This window comes from Synechococcus sp. CBW1004, from assembly GCF_015840715.1.
In the GTDB taxonomy this organism is placed as follows: Bacteria; Cyanobacteriota; Cyanobacteriia; order PCC-6307; family Cyanobiaceae; genus Cyanobium.
The window spans coordinates 2,375,011-2,401,019 of sequence record NZ_CP060397.1; the positions used below are offsets into that span (position 1 = coordinate 2,375,011).

Annotated in this window: 28 protein-coding genes and 2 pseudogenes; 18 read left to right on the forward strand and 12 right to left on the reverse strand. The window is 69.9% G+C overall.

Going from position 1 to position 26,009, the window contains the following annotated elements:
• The first annotated feature begins 26 nt into the window (after positions 1-26).
• Positions 27-1,637: a dephospho-CoA kinase gene (coaE, locus tag H8F25_RS18175; protein ID WP_197210492.1), complete on the forward strand. Its 1,611-nt coding sequence runs from the start codon at positions 27-29 to the stop codon at positions 1,635-1,637.
• A gap of 65 nt (positions 1,638-1,702) precedes the next feature.
• On the opposite strand, the gene gatB is transcribed toward coaE, so the two are convergent.
• Complete coding sequence (gene gatB / locus H8F25_RS11300) at positions 1,703-3,220, reverse strand: Asp-tRNA(Asn)/Glu-tRNA(Gln) amidotransferase subunit GatB (RefSeq protein ID WP_197210493.1); 1,518 nt, start codon at positions 3,218-3,220, stop codon at positions 1,703-1,705.
• 122 nt (positions 3,221-3,342) lie between these two features.
• Here gatB and H8F25_RS11305 point away from each other — a divergent pair, with 122 nt between their 5' ends.
• The 6 genes and pseudogenes from H8F25_RS11305 to H8F25_RS11325 all read left to right on the forward strand — a co-directional run bounded on the left by H8F25_RS11305 (position 3,343) and on the right by H8F25_RS11325 (position 7,533).
• Positions 3,343-4,467 carry an FAD-dependent oxidoreductase gene (locus H8F25_RS11305; protein ID WP_197210494.1) on the forward strand — a complete coding sequence of 375 codons (1,125 nt, stop codon included), beginning with the start codon at positions 3,343-3,345 and terminating at the stop codon, positions 4,465-4,467.
• Between the two features lie 131 nt (positions 4,468-4,598).
• Positions 4,599-4,952 (forward strand): annotated as a pseudogene (locus H8F25_RS18180) (ATP-dependent zinc protease); the annotation flags it as partial.
• A 138-nt stretch (positions 4,953-5,090) separates the two neighbouring features.
• On the forward strand, positions 5,091-6,014 hold the full coding sequence (gene rimK, locus H8F25_RS11310) for a 30S ribosomal protein S6--L-glutamate ligase (RefSeq protein WP_370525884.1): 924 nt from the start codon (positions 5,091-5,093) through the stop codon (positions 6,012-6,014).
• A 272-nt stretch (positions 6,015-6,286) separates the two neighbouring features.
• A complete protein-coding gene (locus H8F25_RS11315) occupies positions 6,287-6,817 on the forward strand; it encodes a hypothetical protein (RefSeq protein WP_197210496.1) in 531 nt (176 codons plus the stop codon).
• A gap of 15 nt (positions 6,818-6,832) precedes the next feature.
• The gene (locus H8F25_RS11320) at positions 6,833-7,102 is read left to right on the forward strand and encodes a hypothetical protein (protein WP_197210497.1); all 270 of its coding nucleotides are present in this window, start codon (positions 6,833-6,835) and stop codon (positions 7,100-7,102) included.
• On the forward strand, positions 7,099-7,533 hold the full coding sequence (locus H8F25_RS11325; RefSeq protein ID WP_197210498.1) for a TA system VapC family ribonuclease toxin: 435 nt from the start codon (positions 7,099-7,101) through the stop codon (positions 7,531-7,533). The genes H8F25_RS11320 and H8F25_RS11325 overlap by 4 nt, the downstream gene beginning before the upstream one ends.
• On the opposite strand, the pseudogene H8F25_RS11330 reads toward H8F25_RS11325, so the two are convergent.
• Positions 7,527-7,684, reverse strand: a pseudogene (locus H8F25_RS11330) (nucleoside-diphosphate kinase); the annotation flags it as partial. The gene H8F25_RS11325 and the pseudogene H8F25_RS11330 overlap by 7 nt on opposite strands.
• A 113-nt stretch (positions 7,685-7,797) precedes the next feature.
• On the opposite strand from H8F25_RS11330, the gene H8F25_RS11335 reads away from it, so the two are divergent.
• The gene (locus H8F25_RS11335) at positions 7,798-8,586 is read left to right on the forward strand and encodes a methylglyoxal synthase (protein ID WP_197210499.1); all 789 of its coding nucleotides are present in this window, start codon (positions 7,798-7,800) and stop codon (positions 8,584-8,586) included.
• On the opposite strand, the gene ndk is transcribed toward H8F25_RS11335, so the two are convergent.
• From ndk to H8F25_RS11350, 3 genes are all read right to left on the reverse strand, one after another.
• On the reverse strand, positions 8,562-9,020 hold the full coding sequence (gene ndk, locus H8F25_RS11340) for a nucleoside-diphosphate kinase (RefSeq protein ID WP_197210500.1): 459 nt from the start codon (positions 9,018-9,020) through the stop codon (positions 8,562-8,564). The genes H8F25_RS11335 and ndk overlap by 25 nt on opposite strands.
• 291 nt (positions 9,021-9,311) lie before the next feature.
• Positions 9,312-11,336: an adenylate/guanylate cyclase domain-containing protein gene (locus tag H8F25_RS11345; RefSeq protein ID WP_231596785.1), complete on the reverse strand. Its 2,025-nt coding sequence runs from the start codon at positions 11,334-11,336 to the stop codon at positions 9,312-9,314.
• 95 nt (positions 11,337-11,431) lie between these two features.
• Positions 11,432-12,172: a FecR family protein gene (locus H8F25_RS11350; protein ID WP_231596786.1), complete on the reverse strand. Its 741-nt coding sequence runs from the start codon at positions 12,170-12,172 to the stop codon at positions 11,432-11,434.
• A 384-nt stretch (positions 12,173-12,556) separates the two neighbouring features.
• Here H8F25_RS11350 and H8F25_RS11355 point away from each other — a divergent pair, with 384 nt between their 5' ends.
• Complete coding sequence (locus H8F25_RS11355; RefSeq protein ID WP_197210501.1) at positions 12,557-12,778, forward strand: type II toxin-antitoxin system Phd/YefM family antitoxin; 222 nt, start codon at positions 12,557-12,559, stop codon at positions 12,776-12,778.
• A gap of 14 nt (positions 12,779-12,792) precedes the next feature.
• On the opposite strand, the gene H8F25_RS11360 is transcribed toward H8F25_RS11355, so the two are convergent.
• The 5 genes from H8F25_RS11360 to H8F25_RS17765 all read right to left on the reverse strand — a co-directional run bounded on the left by H8F25_RS11360 (position 12,793) and on the right by H8F25_RS17765 (position 14,531).
• Positions 12,793-13,062, reverse strand: a complete 270-nt coding sequence (locus H8F25_RS11360) for a Txe/YoeB family addiction module toxin (protein ID WP_197210502.1) — start codon at positions 13,060-13,062, stop codon at positions 12,793-12,795.
• Positions 13,059-13,301, reverse strand: coding sequence for a type II toxin-antitoxin system Phd/YefM family antitoxin (locus H8F25_RS11365; RefSeq protein ID WP_197210503.1), 243 nt, complete (start codon positions 13,299-13,301; stop codon positions 13,059-13,061). Before H8F25_RS11365 ends, H8F25_RS11360 begins: the two co-directional genes overlap by 4 nt.
• 375 nt (positions 13,302-13,676) lie before the next feature.
• Complete coding sequence (locus tag H8F25_RS11370; protein ID WP_197210504.1) at positions 13,677-13,826, reverse strand: hypothetical protein; 150 nt, start codon at positions 13,824-13,826, stop codon at positions 13,677-13,679.
• Positions 13,827-13,867: 41 nt separating this feature from the next.
• The gene (locus tag H8F25_RS11375; RefSeq protein ID WP_231596787.1) at positions 13,868-14,311 is read right to left on the reverse strand and encodes a type II toxin-antitoxin system VapC family toxin; all 444 of its coding nucleotides are present in this window, start codon (positions 14,309-14,311) and stop codon (positions 13,868-13,870) included.
• Entirely contained in the window at positions 14,298-14,531 is a 234-nt protein-coding gene (locus H8F25_RS17765; protein ID WP_231596788.1) for a hypothetical protein, read from the reverse strand. The genes H8F25_RS11375 and H8F25_RS17765 overlap by 14 nt, the downstream gene beginning before the upstream one ends.
• A 108-nt stretch (positions 14,532-14,639) precedes the next feature.
• On the opposite strand from H8F25_RS17765, the gene H8F25_RS17770 reads away from it, so the two are divergent.
• Genes H8F25_RS17770 through speA form a run of 3 tightly spaced genes read left to right on the forward strand, consistent with a single transcriptional unit; the run spans position 14,640 to position 17,147 of the window.
• The gene (locus tag H8F25_RS17770) at positions 14,640-14,771 is read left to right on the forward strand and encodes a nucleotidyltransferase substrate binding protein (protein ID WP_231596789.1); all 132 of its coding nucleotides are present in this window, start codon (positions 14,640-14,642) and stop codon (positions 14,769-14,771) included.
• Positions 14,768-15,088, forward strand: a complete 321-nt coding sequence (locus tag H8F25_RS11385) for a nucleotidyltransferase domain-containing protein (protein WP_197210507.1) — start codon at positions 14,768-14,770, stop codon at positions 15,086-15,088. The genes H8F25_RS17770 and H8F25_RS11385 overlap by 4 nt, the downstream gene beginning before the upstream one ends.
• A 40-nt stretch (positions 15,089-15,128) precedes the next feature.
• Positions 15,129-17,147 carry a biosynthetic arginine decarboxylase gene (gene speA / locus H8F25_RS11390; RefSeq protein WP_197210508.1) on the forward strand — a complete coding sequence of 673 codons (2,019 nt, stop codon included), beginning with the start codon at positions 15,129-15,131 and terminating at the stop codon, positions 17,145-17,147.
• A 49-nt stretch (positions 17,148-17,196) separates the two neighbouring features.
• On the opposite strand, the gene H8F25_RS11395 is transcribed toward speA, so the two are convergent.
• Entirely contained in the window at positions 17,197-17,547 is a 351-nt protein-coding gene (locus tag H8F25_RS11395; RefSeq protein WP_197210509.1) for a DUF3307 domain-containing protein, read from the reverse strand.
• A gap of 450 nt (positions 17,548-17,997) precedes the next feature.
• A complete protein-coding gene (locus H8F25_RS11400; RefSeq protein WP_197210510.1) occupies positions 17,998-18,804 on the reverse strand; it encodes a DUF3747 domain-containing protein in 807 nt (268 codons plus the stop codon).
• A gap of 70 nt (positions 18,805-18,874) precedes the next feature.
• On the opposite strand from H8F25_RS11400, the gene H8F25_RS11405 reads away from it, so the two are divergent.
• The 6 genes from H8F25_RS11405 to H8F25_RS11430 all read left to right on the forward strand — a co-directional run bounded on the left by H8F25_RS11405 (position 18,875) and on the right by H8F25_RS11430 (position 25,942).
• Complete coding sequence (locus H8F25_RS11405) at positions 18,875-19,726, forward strand: ribonuclease H (protein WP_197210511.1); 852 nt, start codon at positions 18,875-18,877, stop codon at positions 19,724-19,726.
• Between the two features lie 11 nt (positions 19,727-19,737).
• The gene (locus tag H8F25_RS11410) at positions 19,738-20,952 is read left to right on the forward strand and encodes a quinone-dependent dihydroorotate dehydrogenase (RefSeq protein WP_197210512.1); all 1,215 of its coding nucleotides are present in this window, start codon (positions 19,738-19,740) and stop codon (positions 20,950-20,952) included.
• Between the two features lie 83 nt (positions 20,953-21,035).
• A complete protein-coding gene (locus H8F25_RS11415; RefSeq protein ID WP_197210513.1) occupies positions 21,036-21,884 on the forward strand; it encodes a hypothetical protein in 849 nt (282 codons plus the stop codon).
• Positions 21,881-22,669: a PilN domain-containing protein gene (locus tag H8F25_RS11420; protein WP_197210514.1), complete on the forward strand. Its 789-nt coding sequence runs from the start codon at positions 21,881-21,883 to the stop codon at positions 22,667-22,669. The genes H8F25_RS11415 and H8F25_RS11420 overlap by 4 nt, the downstream gene beginning before the upstream one ends.
• Positions 22,666-23,625 carry a hypothetical protein gene (locus tag H8F25_RS11425; RefSeq protein ID WP_197210515.1) on the forward strand — a complete coding sequence of 320 codons (960 nt, stop codon included), beginning with the start codon at positions 22,666-22,668 and terminating at the stop codon, positions 23,623-23,625. The genes H8F25_RS11420 and H8F25_RS11425 overlap by 4 nt, the downstream gene beginning before the upstream one ends.
• A 67-nt stretch (positions 23,626-23,692) precedes the next feature.
• Complete coding sequence (locus H8F25_RS11430) at positions 23,693-25,942, forward strand: type II secretion system protein GspD (protein WP_231596790.1); 2,250 nt, start codon at positions 23,693-23,695, stop codon at positions 25,940-25,942.
• The last annotated feature ends 67 nt before the right edge of the window (positions 25,943-26,009 follow it).

Here is a 26,009-nt window from a genome sequence, read left to right on the forward strand (position 1 = left end):
GGCGGCGCAGGCAAGCGGGATGGCCGATGGCGCCAGACGGGCAGGAGCGGCAGGTGCGGCCGTCGGCCCGGCCCTCCCCTGAGCAGCGCGGTTCGGCCGAGCCGCCACGCCCTGACGCAGCGCCCCCCCTGCCGACCCTGACGGATGCAGCTGGAACCTCCCATGGCCCAACGGCTGGGGCCGGCGGAGACACCCTCGACCCGCCAGCCGCCGCCACCTGCCACCGGCTGGCCGGCGTGCTCTTCCCCTGGGACATCACCCGAGCCCTGGAGCTGGCGCTGCTCAGGACCTTCTGCGTGCCCTCGATCGCCGGCCTGCTCGATCGCACCGGGGAGTTCGAGAAGCGCCCGCGCAAGCGCTACGACGACACCGGCCTGATGGTGGCCGAGCTGCTGCGTCACGGGCCCGACAGCTCCGCCGGACGCGCCGTGATCACCCGCATGAACCGCATCCACGGCCACTACGCGATCAGCAACGACGACTTTCTGTATGTGCTCAGCACCTTCGTGGCCGAGCCGATCCGCTGGCTGCAGCGCTACGGCTGGCGAGCGCTGACGACGGACGAGCAGCAGGCCCTGTTCCGCTTCTGGCGGCGGGTGGGGCAGCGCATGAACATCGACAGGCTCCCCTCGAGCCTGGAGGCGCTGCTGGCCTTCAACCAGGCGTTCGAAACGGAGCGGTTCGCCCTCACCCCCGCCAACGCCCGCGTCGCCGAGGCCACGCTGGCGATGCTGCTGCAGGACTGGCCCCCGGCGCTGCAGCCCACCCTGCGGCGGCTGTTGATGGCTCTTCCCGAGACCGCCGTGAGCGGCAGTCTCGGCTGGCCGGCGACGCCGTCCCGGTTGCAGGCCGCCATCCGCGCCGGCCTGCGGCTGCGCAGCCGGCTGGCCAACGCCTGGAGCCGGCTGGTCCCACCGGACGGCACCCGCTTCTATTCCGAACGCCCCACCCCCAGCTACGGCGCCCAGTTCCAGCTGGAGCAGCTGGGCCCGCCGCCGTTGCTCAAGAACCTGAACCGGCCGCGCTGGCAGGGAACCCAGCGGCGCATCGGCCTCACCGGCGGCATCGCCTCCGGCAAGAGCAGCGTCGGCCGACTGCTGGCGGAACAAGGCCTGCCGCTGCTCGATGCGGATGTGTTCGCGCGCGAGGCGCTGGCCCCCGGCAGCCCCGGCGCCCGGGCTGTGCTGGAGCGCTACGGCAAGGTGGTGAGGCAGGCAGGCAGCGACCCCGACGCCGCCGTGATCGATCGCGCTGCCCTCGGCCGGATCGTGTTCGCAGACGAGGCCGAGCGCCGCTGGCTGGAGGAGCTGGTGCATCCGCTGGTGCGTGAGCGGTTTGCGGCGGAACTGGCGGCGCTGCAGGAGGCTCCGGCCGTGGTGCTGGTGATCCCGCTGCTGTTCGAGGCGGGGCTGGAGGGACGGTGCAGCGAGGTGTGGCTGGTGGACTGCGACCCCGAGCAGCAGCTGCAGCGGCTGATGGCCCGCGATGGCCTCAGCGACGCCGACGCCCGCGCCCGCCTGGAGGCCCAGTGGCCGCTGCAGCGCAAACGGCCGCTGGCGGATCGGCTGATCGACAACCGCGCAGAACCGGATGCCCTGAAACGTCAGGTGCTGGATGCGCTGGGGAAGCCCGGCTGAGGCCCGTGCGAGAACGCTGAGCGTCCAGATTCCGACCGGGCTGGCCAGCCAGCTGAAGGCCTCGCTCAGCCCTTGAGCTTGCTGCTGAGGATCTGGTTGGCCAGCTTGGGATCGGCCTTGCCGCCGGTCTGCTTCATCAGCTGACCGACAAAGAAGCCCTGCAGCTTGGTCTTGCCGCCGCGGAAAGCCTCCACCTCTTCGGGGTGGGCCGCCAGCAGGGCATCGACGATCGCTTCGATCGCCTTTGGATCGCTGATCATGCCCAGCCCGCGCTCCTCGACGATCGCCTTCGCGGAACCACCCTTCTCCAGCAGTTCCGGGAGGATCTCCTTGGCGATCTTGCCGCTGATCACCCCCTTCTCGATCAGCTGCACCATCTCGGCCAGCTGCTCGGGCCGGAGCGGCAGCGTGTCGTAGCTGAGGCGATTGGCGTTCACATGGGCGGCGATGTCGCCGCTGAGCCAGTTGGCCGCCGCCTTGGCATCGGCGCCGGCTGCGACGGTGGCCTCGAAATAGTCAGCCATGGAGCGCTCTTCGGTGAGCACGCGGGCGTCGTATTGCGACAGGCCCAGCTGCTCGGCGTAGCGATGGCGGCGTTCGGCCGGCAGTTCAGGCATCTCGGAGCGCCAGGCTTCACGCTGCTCGGCGTTCACCTCGATCGGCCCCAGATCGGGGTCAGGGAAATAGCGGTAATCGCTGGCCCCCTCCTTGGAGCGCATGCTCTTGGTGATCTGCTTGGCCTCATCCCACAGGCGCGTCTCCTGCACCACGGGTTCACCGGCCTCATAGGCCTTGATCTGACGCTGAATCTCGTACTCACACGCCCGCTGAATGGCGTTGAAGGAGTTCATGTTCTTGATCTCCACCTTCGTGCCGAAGGGCGCATCGGGCCCACGGCGCACGGAGATGTTGACGTCGCAGCGCAGCGATCCCTCCTGCATGTTGCCGTCGCTCACGCCCAGATAGCGCATGATGCGCCGGATTTCGGAGGCGTATTCCGCCGCCTCGCGGCCGGTGCGCAGATCCGGCTTGCTGACGATCTCGGCCAGGGCCACGCCGGCGCGGTTGTAATCCACCAGCGAATGGGTGGAACCGGCCAGGCGGTCACTGCCGGCATGCACGAGCTTGCCGGCATCTTCCTCCATGTGGAGACGCTCGATGCCGATGGTCTTGAGATAGGTCTCCTTGCCCTTCTCGGCCACCTCCACCTCGATCCAGCCATCCTCGGCGATCGGTTCGTCGTACTGGGAGATCTGGTAGTTCTTGGGCAGGTCGGGATAGAAGTACTGCTTGCGGTCGAACTTGCAGTGCTCGGCAATCTTCAGGTTCAGCGCCATCGCCGCCTTCACCGCATATTCGAGCACCTTCTGATTGAGCACCGGCAGGGTGCCCGGCAGGCCGCACACCACCGGATCGATGTGGGTGTTGGGGTCGTCGCCGAAGCTGGTGGAGGCGTTGGTGAAGATCTTGCTGGCGGTGCCCAGCTGCACGTGGGTCTCCAGGCCGATCACCGCCTCCCAGGCCGCGCCGTCGCCAGCGGTGCTGGCACCGGTGGAGGGGGCTGTCTGCGTCGCCGCTGCCATGGAGATCCTCTGCATCGCTCGTGGGGGCGATCCTATGGGGACGGACCCGAGCTGCCGTGGCGCAGCCACCGCGGCCGGACCCCGGCGAGACAGGATCATCGGGCGAGCATCCAACAGCGGGCATGGCGGAGCGAGTGCTGATCCTGGGCGGCGGCCTGATGGGCCTGGCGATCGCCCACCAGCTGGCCCGCCGCGGCCGGGCCGTGCAGGTGCTCAGCCGCCGCCGCAGCGAGGCGGCCGGCTTTGTGGCGGCCGGGATGCTGGCGCCCCATGCCGAGGGGCTGGCCGGCGATCTGCTGCGGCTGGGTCAGGCCGGCCTGGAGCGGGTGCCGGCCTGGGTGGCGGCGGTGGAGGGCGACAGCGGCCTGGGCTGCGGCCTGCGCCAGTGCGGCATCGTCGTGCCGTTCGCCTCGGCGGCCGAGCGCGACGGGTTCGCCACCGGCCCATACGGGCAGCCCCTCGATCGCGCTGGCCTGGAGCGGGAACTGCCGGGCATCGGTCCCCGCTGGCAGGCGGGGTGGCTCTTCCCCCAGGACGGCCAGATCGACAACCGCCGCCGGCTGATGCGGGCCCTCGAGCGGGCCTGTGTGGCGCTGGGCGTGCACTTTCAGGAGGGCACGGAGGTGGAGGGCCTCGAGCGCGATGGATCGGGCAGCCTGCGGGCCGTCAGGCTGCGCACCGCGGAGGGGGAGCGGCGCACGCTGGAGGCCACCCAGGCGGTTCTGGCCTGCGGCGCCTGGAGTGCCCGGCTGCTGCCGGAGCTGCCGGTGTTCCCGGTGAAGGGGCAGATGCTGTCGCTGCAGGCTCCCCGCGGTGCCCTGAGCCGGGTGATCTTCGGCCCGGGCACCTATCTGGTGCCGCGACAGGACGGCCTGGTGGTGGTGGGCGCCACCAGCGAACCGGAAGCGGGCTTCTGCGAAGGACTGACACCGGCGGGCCAGCGCCAGCTGCAGAGCGGCATCGAGGCGCTGCTGCCCGAGGCCGCCGGCTGGCCACCGATGGAGCGCTGGTGGGGCTTCCGCCCCTGCACCCCCGACGAGGGCCCCCTGCTGGGCGCGAGCCCGATCCCGGGGCTGTGGCTGGCGACAGGCCATCACCGCAACGGCGTGCTGCTGGCGGCGATCACGGCCGAGCTGGTCGCAGGGGTGATCGGGGGGACGCTGGCGCAGGAGGAACAGGATCTGGTGGAGGCGTTCCGCTGGAATCGCGACGCGACCAGGACACCCACGCATCGGGAACCGGCCTGAACCGGAGGGCCTGAGGCAACGGGCGGAATCAACGCCCCCAACCCCCCGGAAGCTGTTCGGCGACACAGACGCTCTGAGACTTCTGAGAGCAGAGTGTCACCGTCCCGCAGGACCACTCCCTGGAGCGCAGCATGACCAGCCTCGGCGGCAAGATCATCGTCGGCAGCGAGGAATGGTGCAGCTTCCCGGAGATCGGTCTGCCGGCGATCAAGGCCCGGGTCGATTCGGGTGCGGCGACATCCGCCCTGCATGCGATCAACATCCACCCCTTCGAGCGGGACAGCCGCACCTGGGTGAGCTTCGAGGTGCATCCCCTGCAGGGCGATCGGTCGGTGCTGGTCCGGCACGAGGCCCCGGTTGTGGCCATCCGGGAGGTGAAGAGCACCAGCGGCAGCGTCGAGAGCCGCTATGTGATCCGTGAGCGGCTGGTGCTCGGCGAACAGAGCTGGCCCGTGGAGCTCACGCTCGCCAACCGCGATGCGATGGGGTATCGGATGCTGCTCGGACGCGAAGCGATGGTGGACAGGATCCTGGTGGACCCGGCCGGCAGCCACCACCTCAGGGAGATCAGCCCCGAGGAGCTGCGCTCCCTCTATGCGCACACCCAGCAACGCCGCAGTGGCCTGCGCATCGTGCTGCTGGCGAACAATCCTGATCTGTACAGCAACCGGCGCCTGATCGAGGCCGGAGAGGAACGTGGCCATTCGATGCAGTTCCTCAACATCCGGCAGTGCTATATCCGGCTCGATCCCAGCAATCCCGAAGTCCACTACCGCGGCGGCGAAGTTCTCGGCCCCGTGGATGCGGTGATCCCTCGGATCCGCCCGAGCGTGACCTTCTTCGGCTGTGCCGTGACCCGCCAGTTCGAATCGATGGGGGTGGAGGTGCTCAACAGTTCCAAGGCGATCGCTGCCTCCCGCGACAAGCTGTTCGCCTCCCAGGAGTTCGTGCGCTGTGGGCTCAACACCCCGATCACCGGCTTCGCCGATTCCCCGCTCGACACCGTCGACCTGATCCGGATGGTGGGCGGCGCCCCCCTGATCGTGAAGCTGCTCGAAGGCGCCCAGGGCAAGGGGGTCGTGCTGGCGGAGACCGACAAGGCCGCCGAGAGCGTGATCAACGCCCTGCAGAGCCTCGACGCCAACCTGCTGGTGCAGGAGTTCATCAAGGAGGCGGGCGGCAGCGATCTGCGCTGCTTCGTGGTGGGCGGCAAGGTGGTGGCCGCGATCGAGCGCCGGGCTGCCGCGGGCGAGTACCGCGCCAACCTGCATCAGGGAGGCACAGCGCGGGCGGTGCAGCTCGAAGCGGCGGAGAAGCAGCTGGCGATCAAGGCCTGCAAGGCCCTCGGCCTAGATGTGGCCGGCGTGGACATCCTGCGCTCCCATCGCGGCCCGCTGCTACTGGAGGTGAATTCCAGCCCCGGACTGCAGGGGATCGAAACTGCCACCGGCAAGGATCTGGCCGGAATGATGATCCAGAAGCTGGAGCGGAAGCTGGGTTGGGAGCGGCCGGGTATGGGCGGCGCTGCGGCCGCAGCGTCGGCCTGAACCGGTGGGCTGAGGGGGCAGCGATCAGGCGTCCCGGAGACGTCCACATCAGCGGGCCCTCGCTCTGGTCCCTCTGCCAACCCGTTCTCCATCACCGGACAACGTTCTGAGCCAGGACGCGGCACCATCGCGGGAAGGCCGAGGAGAATGGAGCGACGTGCCGCGTAGCCGAACCCACCACCCCACGGGCGAGGGCGGGCTCCCACGGCGTGCTGGGGATCATCAAGCCGGATCATGCCGGTGGACACCCCGATTCCTTTTTGCACCCGTCAATGCTCCGGCCTGCGACACGGGGCGGGCCGACCAGGAGCCTGGCGCTGCTGGCCTTCCTGATTCCCCTGCCCTTCTCTCTGCCGCGGTCGACTCCCCGCACCGACCCGACGACCTGGCACCTTCTGGCCGCCGGCTTCCAGCAGCGGGGCGTGACCGTGGTGGAGAGCCACCCGCGCTGCAGCGAACGCAACCTGTACGGCCTCTACGTGCGGGGGCGCCGGGAGGTGGTGGTGTGCGCACGGGGGGACCGCAGCCTCACCCTGCGCCATGAGGGCTGGCATCTTGTGCAGAGCCTCTGCCTGATGGGAACGCCCTGGCCGCCGGCGGCGAACCCGGAGGCGCGCCTGAGCCGCACCGACCGGCGTGAGCTCCAGCTGCTGGTCAGCCCCGAGCAGCGGCAACGGGAGGCGGAGGCGCGGCTGATGGCCCAACTGGCGCCTGCCGACTACCTGCATGCGATGGATCAGGCCTGCGCCGGGCGGCTGCCACTGGGACAACCGGGCGAACCGAGCTCGGCGCGACCCGACTAGCCTGCAGAAATCTGCATGACAACCGGCATGCGTACGACGCTCGATCTGAATGACGACCTGCTGGCAGCCGCCAAGGCCCTGGCCGCCCGTGAGCGTCTCAGCCTCACCCGCCTGATCGAACAGGGGCTGGCCCTGCGGCTGCGACAGGGCACTGGACAGAGCAGCCCAACCGGCCGGCGCCCCCTGCCGGTGCATGACGGACGCGGCGGCCTCAGTGCCGCGGTCGCCGACCCCTGCAGCAACCGCTCGCTTCTTGATGCGGCCGATGGCCTGCTGGAACCATGACGCCGGATGTGAACGTGCTGGTGGCGGCCTCCCGCTCGGATCATCCGCACCACCTGACGGCCCTCGCCTGGCTGAACGAGGCGCTGGAGAGCTGCGCACAGGGCGAGCGCCTGCGTTTGCTGCCGATGGTGACAGCCGGGTTTCTACGCCTGGTGACCCACCCACGCGTGTTCGTCGAACCGACACCGTCGGAGGCGGCCCACGCGTTTCTCGGAGCCCTGCTGCAGGCAGAGGGAGTGGAGCTGCTGACGCTGGGGAAGGAATGGCCGCTACTCGAACCGCTCTGCCATGAGCACCAGCTGACGGGCAACGCGATCAGCGAAGGCTGGATCGCTGCCGCTGTGCTCGCCCGCCAGGAATGCCTGGTGACCTTTGACCGCGACTTCAGGCGCCTGCTGCCAGGGAGGCAGTTGCTGCTGCTGGTGGCCTGATCGGATGGGGTCCAGTCGTTGACCTCCGAGCCTGGAACCGCAGGCCGCGGCTCCCGAACACAGCGGTCCAGGGGCCATCGGAACCGTGGATCACGTTGCAGCCGATGTGTACGGCCAGATCAACGCGGATCTTGCCAGGCTCGACCTCCAGGACCGTGGGGACGCCTCGCAACCCGGCTCCCCTCGGACAGGTCGCGTTCCGCTGGCAGCAGCGGTCAGCTCCCGGGAGCCTTCGCCAGCCTGGGAGGCCATCGCAGCCAGGTCGTGAACAACCCCGCACCCATCAACAACTGCCTCTGGCAAACGCTGCTCAGCCTGGCGGAACCCGAAGATCGCGAGCCTGGCACAACACTTCTGGAACAGGGGCAACCACCCGGTGGCGTGTTCCTTCTCGAGCAGGGCGCCCTGCAGGTGGATCTGGCCATGGGCACGTGCCTCACCCTGCCTGCGGCGACGCTGGTTGGGGAGATGTCGTTTCTCTCGGCGCAGCCGGCACGGGCCCGGGTGAGCTGCCTTGAAGCCTGCCGACTGCGGCGGATCGACGTGAAGGACCTCTGGAGCTGGGTAGCGACCCAGCCGGAACAGGGACACCACGTGATCGAAGGCCTGGCTGGTCTGGCGATGCAGCGCCTGCAGGGACAGTTTCATCAGGACGGCTACGTGGCCCTGGTGGCCCATGACGGACGCAAGCCTGATCTGCTGCGCGTGGCGGGTGAGTGGGTGGACCTGCTGCAGAGCCGACCTCTGCTGACCACCGCCCACACCGGGACATTGCTTGAACAACAACTGGGCCTTCGCGTCAGCAGGCGCGTCAGTTCTGGCCCGCTCGGCGGTGATCAGGAGGTGGGATCGCTGGTGGTGGCCGGCCTGGTGGCGGCCGTGCTGTTCTTCCCCGATCCCCTCAGCAGCCAGCCGCACAGTGCGGATGTCGCAGCCCTGCTGCGCGTCTGCGACGTCTGCGGCGTGCCGCTGGCCACCAATCCCGGCTCGGCCCGGCTGCTGCTGCAGGCCCTGGCGCGACCGGAGGCTCAGCCCTCGATGCGCCAGGCCTGATCGGAAGGGGTCCAGTCGCTCAGCTCGGAGGGCTGGAACCACAGACCGATCTCAAAGAGGGCGGTCTCGGGGCCGTCGGAGCCGTGGATGACGTTGCGGCCGATGTTCACGGCCAAGTCGCCGCGGATCGTGCCGGGCTCGGCCTCCAGCGGCTTGGTGGCGCCGATCATCCTGCGGGCGCTGGCGATCACGCCATCGCCTTCCCACACCATCGCCACGACCGGGCCGCTGGTGATGAACTCCACCAGGCCAGCAAAGAAGGGGCGCTCGCGGTGCACGCAGTAGTGGCTCTCGGCCAGCTCACGGCTGGGGGTGAGCTGCTTGAGGCCCACCAGCTTGAAGCCCTTGCGCTCGAAGCGACCGAGGATCTCGCCCACCAGGCCCCGCTGCACCCCGTCGGGCTTGATGGCGATGAAGGTGCGCTCGGCGGCCATGGTGTCCTTTACAAGTGGAATGGGCCATCGTCCTGGTCAGCCCTGCCGGTTGGCAAGCAAGGCCGCATCACGCTGCGGATGGACCCAGGTTGCAGCAGCGCGCCGGCCCTGGGCCCCATGGGCGCCGGCACAGCCCGCTGGCGCGTAAGCCGAGAGGAAGCCCCCCGGCGGAGAGAGGCGGAGCCGGCAGGGCAGCGGGGCCAGGCCGGGCCAGGGCACCGGAGCGCACCGACGCAGGCCAGGACCGCACCGGGCCACGGCGCGCCACGCGGGCATCGATGGCCGCGCCGATCAGGGACCCGCGCCCTGGCCCATCCCCGCCGCCCCGTTCGGGGCACCGTCAGCACCTGGATCCCCAAGGGCAAACACCGCGACCGGCTCCGGCCAGCCCTTCAGCCGCTGCTCGCCCAGATCCAGCACCGGCCAGTCGGGCGGCAACAGGGCGCGCAGCTCGGCGCTGATCAGGACCGGATGCTCCGGGAAGCGGCGGGTGAGCGCCTCCAGGCGGCAGGCCAGGTTCACGGTTGCCCCGACCACAGTGAATTCCAGGCGCTGGCTGCTGCCCAGGTTGCCGGCGATCACCTCACCGACGTGCAGACCGATCCCCTGCCGCAGCGTCGGCAGGCCCTGCTGTTCCAGGTTGCCGTTGAGCACGGCCAGACGGCGCTGCATCGCCACGGCCGCGGTCGCGGCCGCCAGCGCCTCGATGGCGTCACCGCGGCTGCGGGGCACCCCGAATTCGGCCATCAGCGCATCGCCGATGAACTTGTCCACCAGGCCCTGCTGCTCGATCACGGCCGCCGCGATCGCCTCAAAGTAGCGGTTGAGCAGGGCGAACAGCGGCGCCGGCTCCAGGCGGGCGCTCAGTTCCGTGAACCCCACCAGATCGGTGAACAGCACCACACAGCGGCAACGGCTGCCGCCCACCTGGGTCCAGATCGGGCCGGGCTGGCGCAGGATGTCCTGCAGCAGCGACGGCGAGATGCGCCGCGCCAGCAGCTGATGCAGAAAGGCCCGCTCGCGCTGTTCGCGCAGCCCCTGACCGCCGGCCCGCGTGGCCCCCGCCAGCAGCGGCGCCAGCAGCAGGGCCGAAACGGGCAGCTGACGGCGGGCCAGGCCCCAGGCGACGGCACTGAGCAGCAGGGCGCCGGCCGCCAGAGCCGACGCCAGGGCCAGCGTCTGACGGGACTGCCCGCCGCGGCGCAGCAGCACCCAGCTGAGCAGCCCCCACAGCGACAGCAGAACGATGGACCCGGCGGTGCCCAGGGGCCAGCGCCCCGATCCCGACAGCACGGAGGCCAGGGCTGCGGCCTCGATGTCGGTGCCGCTCTGGGGACCGAAGGGAGTCTCCTGCTGGTCGCCCAGCTCCGGTGCGGTGGCGCCGAGGATCACGGTGCGGCCGCGCCAGAGCGCAGCGGGCTGCTGCTCGATGCGCCAGGCGCTGACGCGGGCGATCGTGCCGGCAGGCCCCGGGTAATCGATCAGCAGCGGTGCCTCGGGCAGCGGCGTGGTGGTGAGGGCATAGGGCAGCGGCCGGGGCCAGGGTGAGGCGAAACCGGCGAGGTTCTCCTGCCACCAGGCGCGACCGGGGATCGCCTCGCTCAGGCCCTGGGGGCTCTGCAGCAGGGTGGTGAGGCCCAGCCGCGGCAGGCGCCCAGCGGGCCAGGCCGCCGCCGACGGGCCGAGCAGCCTGCGGCTCTCCACCCCGTCCTGCACGCTGCGCGCGAACGCCACCGCCAGCACCAGGCGGTCGCGCCAGGGGGACAGTCGCGCCACGAAGGCCCGGTCGTCGGCGGGTCCGAAACGGCTCGGCTGGCTGTGGACGATGTTGAACACCACCTGCGCGGCGCCCCGTTCCAGCACCCAGGCGGCCAGCTCCGCCTGCAGAGCCCGCGGCCAGGGCCACGGCCCCATGGCCCGCAGCAGCGGCGAGGCGGCGCGCTCTTCGGGCGAGAGCAGATCGGCCAGGGCGAGCGACTCGGCATCGATCGCCAGGATCAGCGGGTCGACAGGGGCGGGACGCACGCCGCGCAGACGGAAGGCCCAGGCGAACAGCTGACTGTCGACAGCCACCAGAACGCGACCCGGCGGCGCGCCGGCCAGCGGCGGCAGCGCCGAGACCAGCGGCAGCAGCAGGGCCAGGGTCGCCAACGCCCTCCAGCCGGGAGCCCGGCCGCCCCCCGCGGCGGTGACCGTCGAGGCACGCCGCGCCCCACGGCGCCACAGGCGCAGCCAGGGCGGCAGCTCAGCGAGGGGGCCACGACGAGCGGACGCATCGCGCTGCCACCCGAGCCGACGACCAGGGGCCCCCGCCACGGCCCGCCAGCGAGGCAGATCGCCCCTGTTGTTCTGCGGCCCTTGACGGCCGGCCCCGGCGGCTGGTCGCCAGCCCCACGGGACGCGCCGGCGGCTCACCGGCCCGCAGCGGGCGAAGCAGCAGCGACGGGTGTCGGCGCAGACGGGGCGGCCGGAGTCGCAGCCGCCTGCGGGCCGAGGCCGAGTGTGCGGCGGATCAGCGGCAGCGTCTCCATCGGAGCCGGGAAGTCGTTGAGCAGCAGGCTGCGGGACAGACGGGTGCGCGCCTCCTCACGGCTGAGACGGCGGGGGGGCTGCCAGGTGCCGTCACGGAACAGCAGCTCCTGGCCGCCCTCGAGCACGAAGCCCTTGCCGGTGCCGGCGCCGGTGGACACCCGCACCCGCCCCTCCCAGCTGAACACCTTCACCTCGCGCTCTCCCACCTCCAGGAACACGGTGGTGCCCTCGATCGAGGCGGTGGCGACCCGGGTGCGCACCCGCAGCGTGCCCTGCCCCTTGGAACCGGGGTTCACCCAGGCGATCAGCTGGCCCCGCTGCAGCGCCAGCGCATCGCGGTCGAGGCGCAGCAGAGCGTCGCCCCCCATGCGGAAGCTGCGGCCATCGGCCAGGCGCACCTGCAACCGCCCCGGCGTGCGGGTGCGCAGCACCGTGTCGGGAAGCAGGGACTGGCCCACCACCGCCTGCCGCTCGGCGCGACCGGGCAGCTGCACGAAGGCAGGGCGCGACGGCACCGCCACCACCTGGGGATCGCGCCCGGCGGCAAGCGCCGTCATCCGCAGCGCCAGCGGCGCCAGGGCCAGCGCGAGCAGCAGGGTGCGGCGTGAAGGCAAGGCCACGGGATGCTGCAGAAACAGTGGCCCCCACAGTGGCGCGGGTCCGTGGGGCCTGTCAGCCAGAGGGGCCACAGACGGGCAGCCCAGCGAGGTCGGTTCCAGACCACGGCCGCAGAAGATCGTGCCCTGCTCACTCCAGAAGAGGATTGCGGATCTGCATCCCCCCGATCACAGAAAGTCACGCACCAAGGGGTTCACTATGGTGTTTTCCCTGAGTGCTGCCTCCCTGGCCCTGCGGAGCAGGTCGTCATCGATGGCAAGAGTGAGGTTGGCCACGATCACGTTCATGGACAGGACTCCGGATGGCCCCATCGGAGGACCCGCCAGGTCACACCCCCGCCCCAGGGTTGGTCAGATAGCTGGTCAACGGCCTCGGTGCAGGCGACGGTGGCGGAAGCCAGGACCCAGCTCTCCAGCCTGCTGGATGCGGTGGAGGCCGGCGAGGCCGTGGTGAGCACCCGCCGCTGCAAACCCCTCGCCGAGCTGGTGCCCCGCTGCAACGTGCATGACCTGCTGCCCCAGCTGGCAGCCCTCCGTGGCTCGTTGCCCGAGCAACCGACCACTGGCGTGGAGACCATGCGGGCGTTCTGGGATGAGCCCGGCGCCTGATGCTTGAACCGGGTTTACTCGTAGTGGCTCCAGAGGCGCAGCACCTTCACGATCCGCTCCTCCTCCAGCACCTGGTAAACGAGCCGTTGCTGGATGTTGATGCGCCGTGAGCAGGCTCCGCGCAGCTCCCCGACGAGGGCTTCATAGGGCGGTGGCTGCTGATAGGGGTCAACGGCCAGGAGATCCAGCAGGGCCTGGGCTTTCTGCTTGAGCGCCGGAGAAGCCGAGGCGAGCTTGCGGGCGTCCTTCTGGGCCTGCTTGGTGAAGAGAACCGTCCAGCTCACCAGCCCGGTTCGCTGCTCAGCTCGGAGGCATCGGCGGCCATGCCTTCCAGGATCGATTCGCGCATGCCTGGAATCGAGACCAGATGCAGGGTCTCCTGGATGGCGCGCCAGTCGTCTTCGGAGAGCAGGACAGCATTGCCCCGCTTGCCGGTGATCTGCACGGGCTCGTGGGACTGACCCACCTCATCGATCAGGGCGTAAAGCCGCTTGCGGGCTTCTGTGGCTGAAACAGTGGCCATGGCGTTCCTGCTGCCCGTACGTCAGAGCGTACTGCTTTTGGTCGTGGTGCGCTCCTTGCCGCCCACACATCACTGACGCAGGAGCCACCCACGCCTCAGCCATCCCCATCCCCCCGCCATCTCGCGGATGTACTCATCGTTGGAAGCTGTCTGAGGTATCCCGGCCGAAACCGCCGCAGCCAGCGCAGCTGTCGCTGGCCCTCCTACTGGTCTGGCTGATGCGCTGATCGCCGCCATGCGAGTTCCCTGTGGCCAGTGCCGTTCCCGAGGCCTGCCCATGGCCTGCTGCTCTCGCGAGCCGTCTACGTCATTGACACGGGTCAGCCAAGGCGAGCCGATCGGCATCGCTGTTCCGGGAGGGATCGAGCAGGGTGATCAACCCATTGCCATCAAGCAGCGCAGCGCCCACGGCAGCACATCCCGCAGGCTGCTCACCAGGTCCAGATCGACGGGGGATGCTTCAGCTCCCAGGGGCAGCAACAGCAGATCATTGCGTCGCGATGCTGGGCCGGTGCTCTGCTGCAAGGGCTGATGCAGACCCTTGCGGGCGGATCCCCATCCTCCGCTCAGAGGTCGGTGAGATCCACGGCCATCCCAGCGGCGTGCGGATCGCGGCGCAGCCTGCTGAGCAGACGCTGATCCTGGGTGATCAGTGGGCCCATACGGGCTTCCGCCAGCGCCAGGTAGAGACAGTCATAGGCCGGATGATCCAGGCGCCGGCTCCAGCGCTGGGCGGCCGGCAACAGCGCCGCCGCGGGCACCAGCTCCGAGAACAGGCGCGGGGCCAGCTCGGCGATGCCCTCGAACTGCTCCTCGCTGATCGCACCGGCGCGCCAGGCCTTCCAGCCGGCGTTGAGCAGCTCCACCAACACCAGCTCCGGGGCCAGCAGCCGGGCCGGGGGCCAGGACTCCAGCAGCCGCACCGCCGGCGCACTGGCGGGACTTTCCACAAACCAGCCGAATGCCACTGAGGCATCCACCACCCAGAGGCCGGGCTCAGCGCTGCTCACGCCCCTCGCGGATCAGGGCCGCCACATCCAGCTGCCGCCCGGAGGCAGGGGTCTGGCGGCGCAGCTCAGCCAGGCGCCCCCTCAGGTCGTCCTGCTCGGCGGCGGCTGCCGTAAGCAGGTCGCGCAGACTCTGCTCCAGCGAGACCCCGCGGCGCTGGGCCCGGGCGCGCAGGATCTCGACCACGCGCTCCTCCAGCTGGCGAATCAGGATCTGAGCCATGTCGACTGCAGTGCTATCAGTTATGCTATCAAGCTGGGCCTGTTCGTCCGGCGTACTCTGCAGGCCTTTGCCAACGGGCTGCTGCAGGATGGCCAGCTCTGGATTGACATGCTGGAGCAGCGCAACCTGATGGCCCACGCCTACGACGTGAAACGGGCCCGGCAGGCGCTGGCACTGATTCAGGACCGGTTCGCGCCGGCGCTGTTGGATCTGGCCGCCGACCTGGAGAGACAGCGATGAGCCAGATCAGCGCGCTGGGCGACCTGCCGCCCTGCACCGTGGAGCAGATCAACAGCGTGCTGCGCCGCTTCCCTGAGATCCGCTGGGTGAAGCTCTATGGCTCGCGCGCCATGGGTCGACACCGACCCGGCTCCGACATCGATCTGGCCTTCAGTGCCCCGCACGACTGCAGTGCGGCCCTGGCCGGCGCCCTTGAGGACCTTCCAACCCCGTACCTGGTTGATGTCACCCACTGGGAAAGCCTGCGGCACGAGGGTCTGCGCCGTCACATCGCCACGGTGGGCCTGCCATGGCCTGAAGCGCACGGACACCCCTGACTAGATTCCCCCGATCGCCACTCACCGCAATCAGGGCCTGATGGTGCTCGCCAACCCCACCGGCACCATGACCGCCCAGGCGGCCAACAGCGACAGCTGGAGCACCGCCGACAGCGCCGCCCTTTACGGCATCGACCGCTGGGGCGACCCCTACTTCTCGGTCGGACCCCGCGGCCACGTGATCGTGCAGCCGCGCGGCGAGCGGGGCGGCTCGCTCGATCTGGTGGAGCTGGTGAAGGAGCTGCAGGGTCGCGATCTGAGCCTGCCGCAGCTGATCCGCTTCGACGACATCCTCGAGGACCGGCTCGAGCGCCTGCATGCCGCCTTCGAGCGGGCGATCACCCAGTACGGCTACGCCGGCCGCTACCAGGGCGTCTTCCCGGTGAAGTGCAACCAGCAGCGCCATGTGGTGGAGCAGCTGGTGGAGAGCGGCCGCCGCTGGCATTTCGGCCTCGAAGCCGGCAGCAAGGCCGAGCTGCTGATCGCCCTCTCCTTGCTCGACGACCCCGAGGCCCTGCTGATCTGCAACGGCTACAAGGACATCCGCTACATCGAGACGGCGATCCTGGCCCGCCGTCTCGGCCGCCGGCCGGTGCTGGTGATCGAGCAGGCCGATGAGGTGGAGCGGATCATCAGCGCCAGCCGCGAGCTCGGGGCGGCGCCGTACATCGGCATCCGCGCCAGGCTCTCGACCCGCAGCACCGGCCGCTGGGGCAGCTCGGTGGGCGAACGGGCCAAGTTCGGCCTCTCGATCCCCGATCTGCTGGCCACGGTCGAGGCCCTGCGCCAGGCCGGCCTGCTTGAGGATCTGCGGCTGCTGCACTTCCACGTCGGCAGCCAGATCAACGACATCGCCGTGCTCAAGGACGCCCTGCAGGAGGCCGGGCAGATCTATGTGGAGCTCACCCGCCTGGGGGCGCCGATGGGCTACCTGGATGTGGGCGGTGGCCTGGGCATCGACTACGACGGCAGCCGCACCGCCACGGCGGCCTCCACCAACTACTCGCTGCAGAACTACGCCAACGACGTGGTGGCGACGATCCGGGAGTGCTGCGAACCGCACGGGGTGACGGTGCCGACGCTGGTGAGCGAGAGCGGCCGGGCGATCGCCAGCCACTTTTCGGTGCTGGTGTTCGACGTGCTCGGGGCCGGCGCCCTGCCCGGCGCGGTACCCGCTGCGGCGGAGCAGGAGCCGCTGATCCTGCGCAACCTGCGCGACACCCACGCCGGTCTGATGGCGCTGGCCGACGACGACGCCCAGCTGCCGGAGCGGCTGCAGGAGGCCTGGAACGACGCGCTCAAGTTCAAGGAGGACGCCCTGGCCGCCTTCCGGCTGGGCTACCTGAGCCTGCCGCAGCGGGCGGTGGCCGAGCAGCTCACCTGGGCCTGCTGCCAGGCGATCGCGGCGCGGCTGCAGCGGATGCCGACGGACACCGCCCTGCCGGAAGAGATCCAGGCACTACCAGCCGCCCTGGCCGGCACCTACTACGCCAACCTCTCGGTGTTCCGCTCGGCGCCGGATACCTGGGCGATCGATCAGCTGTTCCCGATCCTGCCGATTCATCGACTGGGTGAGAAACCCGCAAGGCTGGGCAGCTTCGCCGACCTCACCTGCGATTCCGACGGCAAGTTCGCCCGCTTCATCGATCCGGTCGGGCGTTCCGGGCGGGGCCAGGCCAAGCCGCTGCTGGAGCTGCATGCCCTGCGGCCCGGCGAGCCCTACTGGATCGGCCTGTTTCTCGGCGGCGCCTACCAGGAGGTGATGGGCAACCTGCACAACCTGTTCGGCAGCACCAACGCCGTCCACATCCGCCTGGGCGAGTCGGGCCGCTACCGCATCGATCATGTGGTGCGCGGCGACACCAATGCCGAGGTGCTGCAGGCGATGGAACATGACCCGCAGCTGCTGCTGGAGCGCCTGCGCCTCGCCAGTGAGGCCGCCATCGGCCGCGGCAGCCTGGCGATCGGCGACGCCCGCCGGCTGATGGCCCACCTGCGCGCCAGCCTGGAGCAGACCACCTACCTGCAGGACGGCTCGGGCGAGACGGCGGCGCTCTGAACGGCACGCGGCGACGCCCTTCCGGAGCCTCACCAACGGGGATCGGCCGTCAGCCCAGGGCGAACACCGCCAGGGCGGCCCAGAGCAGCTTGCAGAGAAGGTGCAGGCCCTGATCGACGGCCAGGTTGTAGCGGCGCCGGCATTTGCCCAGATCGATCAGGGCATGCAGCAGCCATTCACCCAGGCCCAGGAGCGGCAGCCCGGTGATCAGCACCACGAAGAAGGCATGCACGCCGGCATGGGCGGTGAGCCACCAGCGCCAGTCGATCGTGCTGCTGCAGCCAGGACATTTCTCGCGTGCGATCCGGTCGGTCTGGAGCGGGTAATCCGCGACGCAGTGGCCCATCGCCAGGTAGGCGAAGAGGTTGCCGATCTGAATCCATGCCTCAGGTCCGTTCATCCACAGCGCCATCACTCGACCGTCATCCTGCATCTGCCGCCGCCGGCAGGCCAAAGGAATGCGACCGCTGCACCGGGAGACAGGGCGGCATGAAGCCAAGAAAAAAGCCCCGCCGAAGGCAGGGCTCTGGGCGATGGAAACAACGTTCGGGAGTCTGTCCTCGTTTCGACCCCGTCGGTTGCTTCCTCACTCCTCACACGACGGAACCTTAACGGGCACGATCCAGGTCCCGACAGGGGTCGCGGGACGGCATCCCAAGTGTCCCGCCTGCTCTGGCGCAGCGGGACGGAGGACATCGGTGGGACACCGCGGACCTGACGGGGCAGCGCAGGCCGTGCGCACGGCACGCAGAACGACAGGGGAGGGGGCCGCTTGCGAGCACGTGCACACCTCGATGATGCAGGCCGCCGATCGCGCCCGCCCGCCGACCTTCCCTGACCTGGAGCGGACTCAGTCCCGGAAGGGAATCACCTGCAGAGGCACCGGCCGGCCAGGGATAGCCACGGCGCCGCGATCAGCCACATCCCCGAACGAAGCACCACGAGCGTCGCGGTTGGCCCCGACGCTGCCGAGGCGGGACAGCAGCGTCGAACCGCGGCCGGCACCTGCCGTTGCGACGGGCTCGGGTGGCGGCTGCAGCCGGGCCAGCAGAGCAGGCAGGGTCTCACCGTTGGCGAAATAGACATGACTGAGGCTGCGGCCCTGATAGGTGCGCCGCTGCAGCGACCAGCCGGGTTCGAGGGTCAGCTGCACGAAGCCGTCGCGATCGCGCAGGGGGACCCGGCCCCGGCCCACCAGCAGATCGGTGGGATGGCTGACGCTGCTGGCCTGCAGGCGCAGCTCCTCACCCACCTGCACCAGCCGGAGGCGGTAACTGCTGGCCAGATCCTGTTCTCCGATCCGCAGCGAGTAGCCGTTGCTGTCGATGTAGCGGCTGCAGATCCCGGTGAAGTTGAAACGGTTGAGACTGGGGTCGACCAGTCCATCGGGGCGGGCGGTCCAGCAGCGGGGTGCGGCCGCCACCTGCTCGAGCACCAGCAGGCCCCAGTCCTCGCTGCCGATGGGGCGGCCCAGGACGGCGAAGCGGGTGTCCTCCAGGGGCTGGGCGGCGAACAGATCCTGCCCGCGCACGCCGCTCGCCGACAGCGCCGCCAGACCGGCGACGCCGGCCGCGGTCAGCAGCAGGGGCCGGAGTGGACGGATGAACGCGACGGGTCGTCGGGAAGCTGCCGGCGTCAGCGGGTAGTTTCGGGCCATGGTGCCGTCTCCGCGAGCCCGGCCTGGCCGGGTGGGGCGGCTTATTCAACCGGCTCCCAGAACAAAAGCAATGCTTGACCAGCCCCGCCGGGTGATCGCCGCGGCCTGTGACGGTGCCTGCAGCGGCAACCCCGGCCCGGGTGGCTGGGGCGCCCTGCTGCGCTTCGAGGGTGGGGCCGTGCGGGAACTGGGGGGCAGCGATCCGGCCACCACCAACAACCGCATGGAGCTGACAGCGGCTCTGGCGCTGTACGAAGCCCTGCGGGAGCTGCCTCGCCATCCGGAGCTGGTGATCCGGACCGACAGCCGCTATCTGATCGATGGCCTGCAGAAATGGCTGCCGGGCTGGAAGCGCAAGGGCTGGCGCACCGCCTCCGGCGGCCAGGTGCTCAACCGCGATCTGTGGGAAGGGCTGGAGCGGGCCCGACTGGCGGATGTGCGCCTGGTGCATGTGCGCGGCCACAGCGGCGATGCCGACAACGACCGCTGTGACGCCATCGCCGTGGCCTTCGCCCGCGGCCAGCGGCCCCAGCTGGCCAGCGAGACCGCCGCCGACTCGCCCCGGACAGTTGGCCGCCCGGCGGCACGGGCCGGCGGCGCCCCGGGGAGCGCAACAGGGCCTGGGCCGCAGGCGACCCCAGGGACGGGCACGGCGGAGGCAGGGGCCGGCGACGATGCCCCCCACGACCTGGCCCCGGCCCCGCTGCAGGCCCTGCTCACCCGCCTGGAGGCGGCGGAGCGCCTGGCCCGGGGCGGCTACTCCCTGACGCTGCTGGAACTGGCCCAGCTGGTGGAGATGCCGCTGCGAACGCTGGAGACCCGCAGCGAGGCCTGGACCTGGCGCGACTGGCGGGTGCAACCCGCCGGCGAGGGGCGCTGGCGCCTGGAACGCGACGCGGGAGGATTGGAGGCCCGCGAGTGAGGCGGCCGGTGATGGAGCAGGACGATCCCGGCGGCGACGCCACGAGATCCCCCGAAGGCCCGGCGGCGCCCAGCGGCGTCACGACGTCCTTCTATCGACGCTTCGTCGGGCCGCTGCTGCTGCAGGACGAAGGCGCGGATGCCGAGCGGCTCAGCCAGCTGACCCTGGCGACCCTGGCGCAGGTGAGCCTCAGGCGCGACTGGCCGCTGGTGCGCGACACCCTGCAGGGCCTGGCGGCTGAGCTGCAGGTCCGTGACGCCCGCCTGGAGCAGACCCTGTTCGGCTGCCGCTTCAGCAACCCGCTGGGACTGGCCGCCGGCTTCGACAAGAACGGTGTGGCGGCCGGCGTGTGGGACCGCTTCGGGTTCGGGTTCGCCGAGCTGGGCACGGTGACCTGGCAGGCCCAGGCGGGCAATCCCAGGCCGCGCCTGTTCCGGCTGGCGGCGGAGCGGGCGGCGCTGAACCGGATGGGCTTCAACAACGATGGCGCCCAGGCGGTGCGACGCACCCTGGAGCGGCAGGCATTGCCACCACCGGGCCGGCGGCCGGCCGTGCTGGGCCTCAACATCGGCAAGTCGCGCAGCGCCTCCCTCGAGCTGGCCCCGGACGATTACGCCTCCTCGCTGGCCCTGCTGGCGCCGCTGGCGGACTACGCGGTGATCAATGTCAGCTCACCCAACACCCCCGGCCTGCGCGATCTGCAGGAGGAGAGCCAGCTGCGCCGGTTGGTGGAGCGCCTGCGGCGGCTGCCCGCCTGCCCGCCACTGCTGGTGAAGATCGCCCCGGACCTGGAGGACGATGCCATCGACGCGATCGCCCGCCTCGCCTATGAGGAGGGACTGGCCGGTGTGATCGCCGTCAACACCAGCCAGCATCGGCTCGGGCTGGAAGAGCGCCGCCTGGCCGGCAGCGGCCTGACCCTGGCCGAGGAGGCCGGCGGCCTGAGCGGGCGCCCGCTGCGGCCTCGGGCACTGGAGGTGCTCAGGCGCCTGCGGGCCACGGCCGGGCCGGCTCTGCCGCTGATCGGTGTGGGCGGCATCGACTCGGCCGAGGCGGCCTGGGAGCGGATCGCCGCAGGTGCCTCACTGGTGCAGGTTTATACCGGCTGGATCTACGAAGGGCCTGCCCTGGTGCCACAGATCCTCCAAGGACTTTTACGCCAGCTGGATCATCACGGACTGCGCACGATCGGCGAGGCGGTTGGCTGCGGTCAGCCCTGGGCGTGAATTGCCTGTAAGTTTTCCGGGCATGGTCCGAAGGGTTGGCATTCGAAGGGGTACTTGAAGATCTGCAGGAGCGGCTGAGGCCATTGACGGCCCAGCTGTTTCCTCGACTCGTTCTGCTGGAAATCCGTGACAGCGGTCTGCGCGGGCAGGTGCTGCACGATGACGACCAGCCCGGTCCGCTCGGCCTGCAGGCCCCCCTGCCCGCCCTCACCTGCCGGGACGGACTGCCACTGGAGAAAGACTCCCTGGCTGATCTGGTCGGCGACCTGCTGCTGAGTGAGAGGCAGCTCGATGCGTACGTGCTGGCCGTTCTGCCGTTCGAGGCCTGCCACTGGCGTGTGCTGGTGCGTCCCTTCCCCGAACCCCCTGAGGACCCGATCGAGGCGCTGCGCCTGCTCGATCCCCCCCTGAACCTGCCGTTCAGCCTGGCCGAAGCTGTCCTCGATCTGCACCCCCTGCCCGGCCAGCCCGATGAGATGCTCCTGGTGGCCTCACCCCGGCGGCTGGTGGATGGCTGGATCGATGTATTCCGTCTGGCTGGGGTCAAGCTGGAGCGCCTCGCACCGGCCCAGGGCTGCCTGCTGGCGGCCCTCGAGGAGCCGCTGCGCAGCTGTGAGGAGACGGATCTGATGGCGGTGCTGGTCCCCTACGAGAACGACTGCCTGCTGTGGCTGTTCCACCGCGGCATTCCGGTGTTCGAGCGCGCACTGCCCCTCGGAGGTATCGAGCTGATCGAGGAGCTGCAGCGCTGCCTGGCCTTCTACCACCGCCAGGAGCCCGGCCTGCGTCACCTGCGGCTGCTGCTCACGGGACCCCTGAACGACCGTGCTGAGCTGGAGGCCGCCCTGGAGGTGGAGGCCGAGGAGCTGGAGATCGCCCCGTTCGGCTCGCTGCTGCTCAAGGGCCTGGCGATCCGGGAGGGAAGGCGATGAGCCCCCTGAGCCTGGAGAAACTGTCCGGTCTTGACCCGAGGAAGCGGAGCGGAACGGCCCCGGGCACGCGTGCCAACGGCGGCCCGGAGGACTGGCCCGTGCTGGATCTGCTGCGCGAAACACGCCAGAAGATCGGCCAGCAGACGATCGCCGCGGTGCTGGCTGAACGTCGCCGCCTGCTGCTGCAGGGCACCAGTGCCGGGGCGGTGCTGCTGGGAGTGGTGATGGGGATCTCGGCGCTGGTGTGGCTGCGCCATCAGCTGATCAAGGCGGAGATGGGCCAGCTCGATCAGGTGGAAGAGGAGGCGGCGGCGCTGCAGCAGCAGCTGACCAGCCGCAACAAGCAGCTGGCGGCGGTCACCGAAGTGAATCAGCAGCTCTCCGGGGCCTTGAGCAATGTGCGGCCCACCTCGGCGCTGATGGCGGATCTGCAGCTGCGCACGCCGGAGGGGGTGCAGCTGCTCAGCGCCGAGGCCGGCAGCGCCAACCTCAGCCTCAAGGGCCTCGCCAGCGACCCGAAGGCCTTCGAGCGCATCAACGCCCTCGAGCTGGAGCTGGGCCGTTCGCCGCTGCTGGATCCGCAGGGCATCACTCTCAGCCGGCTGGAACGCAAACCCGAAACGGGTGACAAACCGACCGGCGGCCCCACCCCCGTGCAGTTCGAGGTGACGGCGAGATTCGCACCGCTGGAGAGCGGCCGGCTGCTGCAGGTGCTGCGCGAACTGGGCTCGGCGGGCATGGCCCGCCGTCTGGAGCTGATGCAGAAGGAGGGACTCCTGCCATGACCAATCTTCAGCAGGGTGCCTCGATCCTTTCGCCGCAGGGTCTGCGACGCCTCTGGTTCGGTGCCCCGGCCGCGGCCCTGGGGGTGTTGTCGCTGGTGTTGGCGGCCGCCGTGCTGCTGCCGCTGTGGCAGACGCTGCAGCGGGACACCCGTCGCGTGCGGGAACTGGAGGATCTGCAGGTGCAGGTGTCGCTGGTCCGCCAGCAGCTGCGCGCCCAGGACCTGCAGCAGGAGAAGGCGCTGCAGCAGCGCGACAAGCTGCTGCGGATGATCGCCGGCAGCGGTGATGTCTCGACGCTGCTGGCGGTGCTGGACCGCGAGGCGAAGGAGGCCGACGTGCGGCTGGATCTGTATGAACCTCAGACGGGCGGACCGCCTCCGCCGGCGCAGGCCGCGCCCACGCCATCGGGCGGAGGCAATCCCAATCAGCAACCCCCTCCGAACCCGCTGGAGACGGCGGGCCTGCAGCCCCAGGGGATGCTGATCTCGCTACGAGGCCGCTACCCGAACCTGCTGAACTTTCTGCGGCGGCTGGAATCGCTCAGCCTGCTGGTGATCCAGAGCGATCTGAAGCTGGAGGCCCCGCCCGCCAGCACCGACCCGAAGAGACCGGCGGCGCAGGAGGTGTCGATGAAGCTGAGCCTGCGGGTGTACGGCAAACCCGGCGGCGGCGAGGCTCAGGCCAGCCCGGCGGCAGCTGGCACCACGCCGCCGACGGCACCTCCCGCCGCACCGGGGGCACCCGCCTCACCAGCCGGCACCACGGCCCCCGGGGCGCCGCCCCCCACCGATCCAGCCAACCCGCCCCCGCCTGCCCCAGCGGCGCAACCGGGGAGCCCCCCGGCCACACCCCCGGCCCAACCGGCCCAGGGAGGGGCGCCCCCCGCCACACCTCAGGGCTCCACGGCACCTCCAGCGGCAAACCCGCCGGCAGCACCCCGGCCAGCCGGCCGCTGAACCGTGCAACCAAACAGATGCAACGATGAAGACCTCCATAAACTGCGCTGAATTATTCCAAGCACGCGTGGGTAGCAGGGTTCGGCAACAGCGCAGGCGTCAGTTCCTGGCCCTGGCGGCTGCGGCGGTGCCCAGCCTGCCGCTGGGGGCCCTGCCCCAGGCCGCGGAGGCCCAGACGGTGCGTCCCTACAGCACTCCGGGCAGCGGCGGCAGCACCACGGTGGTGCCGGTGGGGGGACCGCTGCAGCTGAAGGTGCGGCGCCTGCCCGATGCGGTGGAAGTGGTGGTCGAGGGGGTGGGCGAAACACCCCAGCTGCAGCAGAGCACCCGCGGCCCGGCCTGGGAGGGCCTGCTGTTCACCGCCAGGCCCACCAGCCTGAGGTCGGGGCCGCAGCGCATCGGCCTGCCGGAGGCGGGCTTCGCCAGCATCAGCCTCGATGGCGCCGGCAGTGGCTACCGCATCCAGGTGACCCCCCTGCAGGGAGCGGCGGTGCCGCGGCCGGTGGTGAGCGCCGATGGGCGCGACCTGATTCTCAGCTTTGCGGTACCCACCAACCCGCAGCTGCAGACCATGACCCCCAGCGTCACGACGCCGGGGCGGGTGAGCGACCCCTCCTTCGTGCCGCCGCTGCAGCCCCGGGCCGTGGCGCCGCCGGTGGGCGATATCGCCGTGGGCACGATGATGCTGGCGAATCCCAGCTATCTCAACATCAGCGGGCCTCCGGTGACGATGACCCTGCGCAATGCGCCCGCCAAGGATGCCCTGATGGCTCTGAGCCAGATGGGGGGGTATGGATTCGTCTACGTCGATGAACCGGGCAACAGTGGATCAGCATCCGCCGCCAACGCCGCGGCAGCCGTGTCCCGCCCCCTGTCGATCGCGTTCCGCAATGAGAACTACGCCCGCGCTCTGAACTCCGCCCTGCTCGCCGCCGGCCTGCAGGGCAAACGCGAGGGCAACATGATTCTGGCGGGGCCGAATGTGCTGAGCAAGACCTTCGGCTCGACGATGTCGAAGGTGTTCCGGCTCAATCAGGTCTCGGCCGGCTCCGCCGCCGACTACCTCGCCAACCTCGGCGCCACGGTCACCAAGGTGAACACGATCACCACCGCGGTCACCGAAGGGGCCAACCAGAACAACGCCATCGCCGGCGCGCCGAATGCCGCCACCACCCAGTCGACCACCACGACGAACGTAGAGACTTACGGCGCCTCCCAGGGACCACTGCGCGGCCTGCTGGGGACCACCGATTCCCGCCTGGAAACCATCACGCTGGTCGGCGACCCCAAAGTGGTGGCGATCGCCGAAAACTACCTGCGACAGCTTGACCTGAGGCAGCGTCAGGTGGCCCTGTCCGTGAGGATCCTGGATGTCACCCTTGATAACGACACCTCGATCGAAAACAGTTTCGCCTTCCGCTACGGCAACAACTTCATTGTCAATGATCGTGGTGAATTGCAGGGAGCCTTCGGGTCGTTGCTACCGCCGCAACCAGATGGCTCTATTTTTGATTTCAATGGCATTGCTGCCGGCCTTCCACCACTCAGAAACCCCGGACAGGCCTATACCCGCAACAACTTCTACGACCTGATCCGCGCCTCGATTGAATCACGCAGCACCAAAGTGCTGGCCAGTCCCACTCTGATCCTCAGCGACAATCCAGCCATCCTGCGCAGTGGCAATGACCAAGGAATCATCACCCAAGGCCTCAGCAGCGGCGGATCGGACTCTTCATCCAGCAGCAGCTCTGCAGGCAGCAGTGATGCCCGCATCGGTCGCACCCGTGCCAACGAGGCCTATGTCACTGTCGGCGAACAGGTGATCACCGCCTACGAAGCCACAGCCGGGCAGAATGGCGCCCCCACCACCTGCACCCCCGAATTCAGTGTTTCCGGCCTCACCTTCGGCGCCAGGGTGAACAAGATTGACGACAATGGGTTTGTCACCTTCTCGATCTCACCCACGATTTCGGCCACCACACGCACGCAGGAGGTACCGCAGTGCGGCCCCATCGACATTCTGTCGATCCGCAGTCTTGATTCCGGCAGTGCGCGCGTGCGCGACGGTCAGACGCTGATCATGACCGGCGTGATCTCCGATCTCGACAGCCAGCTGGTCAAGAAGTGGCCGATCCTGGGCGATCTGCCGTTGGTGGGTCAGTTCTTCCGCGACACCCAGGGCCAACGCCGCAAGCGCGAGCTGGTGATTCTGGTCACCCCCCGCATCCTGCGCGACGACCAGGGCGGCGCCTTCGGCTATGGCTACCAGCCCTCCACACCGCAGACCCGCGATTTCCTGCGGCAGGCGGGAAGCTGAAGACCCTTCACCGTGGCGGCCCTCTCGCTGCCGCCGCGAGCGGTATGCACAGGCTGCGCGATCCCAG

Excerpts from the sequence above, each read along its gene's own strand:
- coaE (WP_197210492.1), top strand. The coding sequence starts at position 27 with ATGGCGCCAGACGGGCAGGAGCGGCAGGTGCGGCCGTCGGCCCGGCCC.
- gatB (WP_197210493.1), bottom strand. The coding sequence starts at position 3,220 with ATGGCAGCGGCGACGCAGACAGCCCCCTCCACCGGTGCCAGCACCGCT.
- H8F25_RS11305 (WP_197210494.1), top strand. The coding sequence starts at position 3,343 with ATGGCGGAGCGAGTGCTGATCCTGGGCGGCGGCCTGATGGGCCTGGCG.
- H8F25_RS11315 (WP_197210496.1), top strand. The coding sequence starts at position 6,287 with ATGCTCCGGCCTGCGACACGGGGCGGGCCGACCAGGAGCCTGGCGCTG.
- H8F25_RS11320 (WP_197210497.1), top strand. The coding sequence starts at position 6,833 with ATGACAACCGGCATGCGTACGACGCTCGATCTGAATGACGACCTGCTG.
- H8F25_RS11325 (WP_197210498.1), top strand. The coding sequence starts at position 7,099 with ATGACGCCGGATGTGAACGTGCTGGTGGCGGCCTCCCGCTCGGATCAT.
- ndk (WP_197210500.1), bottom strand. The coding sequence starts at position 9,020 with ATGGCCGCCGAGCGCACCTTCATCGCCATCAAGCCCGACGGGGTGCAG.
- H8F25_RS11365 (WP_197210503.1), bottom strand. The coding sequence starts at position 13,301 with ATGGCCACTGTTTCAGCCACAGAAGCCCGCAAGCGGCTTTACGCCCTG.
- H8F25_RS17765 (WP_231596788.1), bottom strand. The coding sequence starts at position 14,531 with ATGGCTCAGATCCTGATTCGCCAGCTGGAGGAGCGCGTGGTCGAGATC.
- H8F25_RS17770 (WP_231596789.1), top strand. The coding sequence starts at position 14,640 with ATGCTGGAGCAGCGCAACCTGATGGCCCACGCCTACGACGTGAAACGG.
- H8F25_RS11385 (WP_197210507.1), top strand. The coding sequence starts at position 14,768 with ATGAGCCAGATCAGCGCGCTGGGCGACCTGCCGCCCTGCACCGTGGAG.
- speA (WP_197210508.1), top strand. The coding sequence starts at position 15,129 with ATGGTGCTCGCCAACCCCACCGGCACCATGACCGCCCAGGCGGCCAAC.
- H8F25_RS11395 (WP_197210509.1), bottom strand. The coding sequence starts at position 17,547 with ATGAACGGACCTGAGGCATGGATTCAGATCGGCAACCTCTTCGCCTAC.
- H8F25_RS11400 (WP_197210510.1), bottom strand. The coding sequence starts at position 18,804 with ATGGCCCGAAACTACCCGCTGACGCCGGCAGCTTCCCGACGACCCGTC.
- H8F25_RS11405 (WP_197210511.1), top strand. The coding sequence starts at position 18,875 with ATGCTTGACCAGCCCCGCCGGGTGATCGCCGCGGCCTGTGACGGTGCC.
- H8F25_RS11410 (WP_197210512.1), top strand. The coding sequence starts at position 19,738 with ATGGAGCAGGACGATCCCGGCGGCGACGCCACGAGATCCCCCGAAGGC.
- H8F25_RS11420 (WP_197210514.1), top strand. The coding sequence starts at position 21,881 with ATGAGCCCCCTGAGCCTGGAGAAACTGTCCGGTCTTGACCCGAGGAAG.
- H8F25_RS11425 (WP_197210515.1), top strand. The coding sequence starts at position 22,666 with ATGACCAATCTTCAGCAGGGTGCCTCGATCCTTTCGCCGCAGGGTCTG.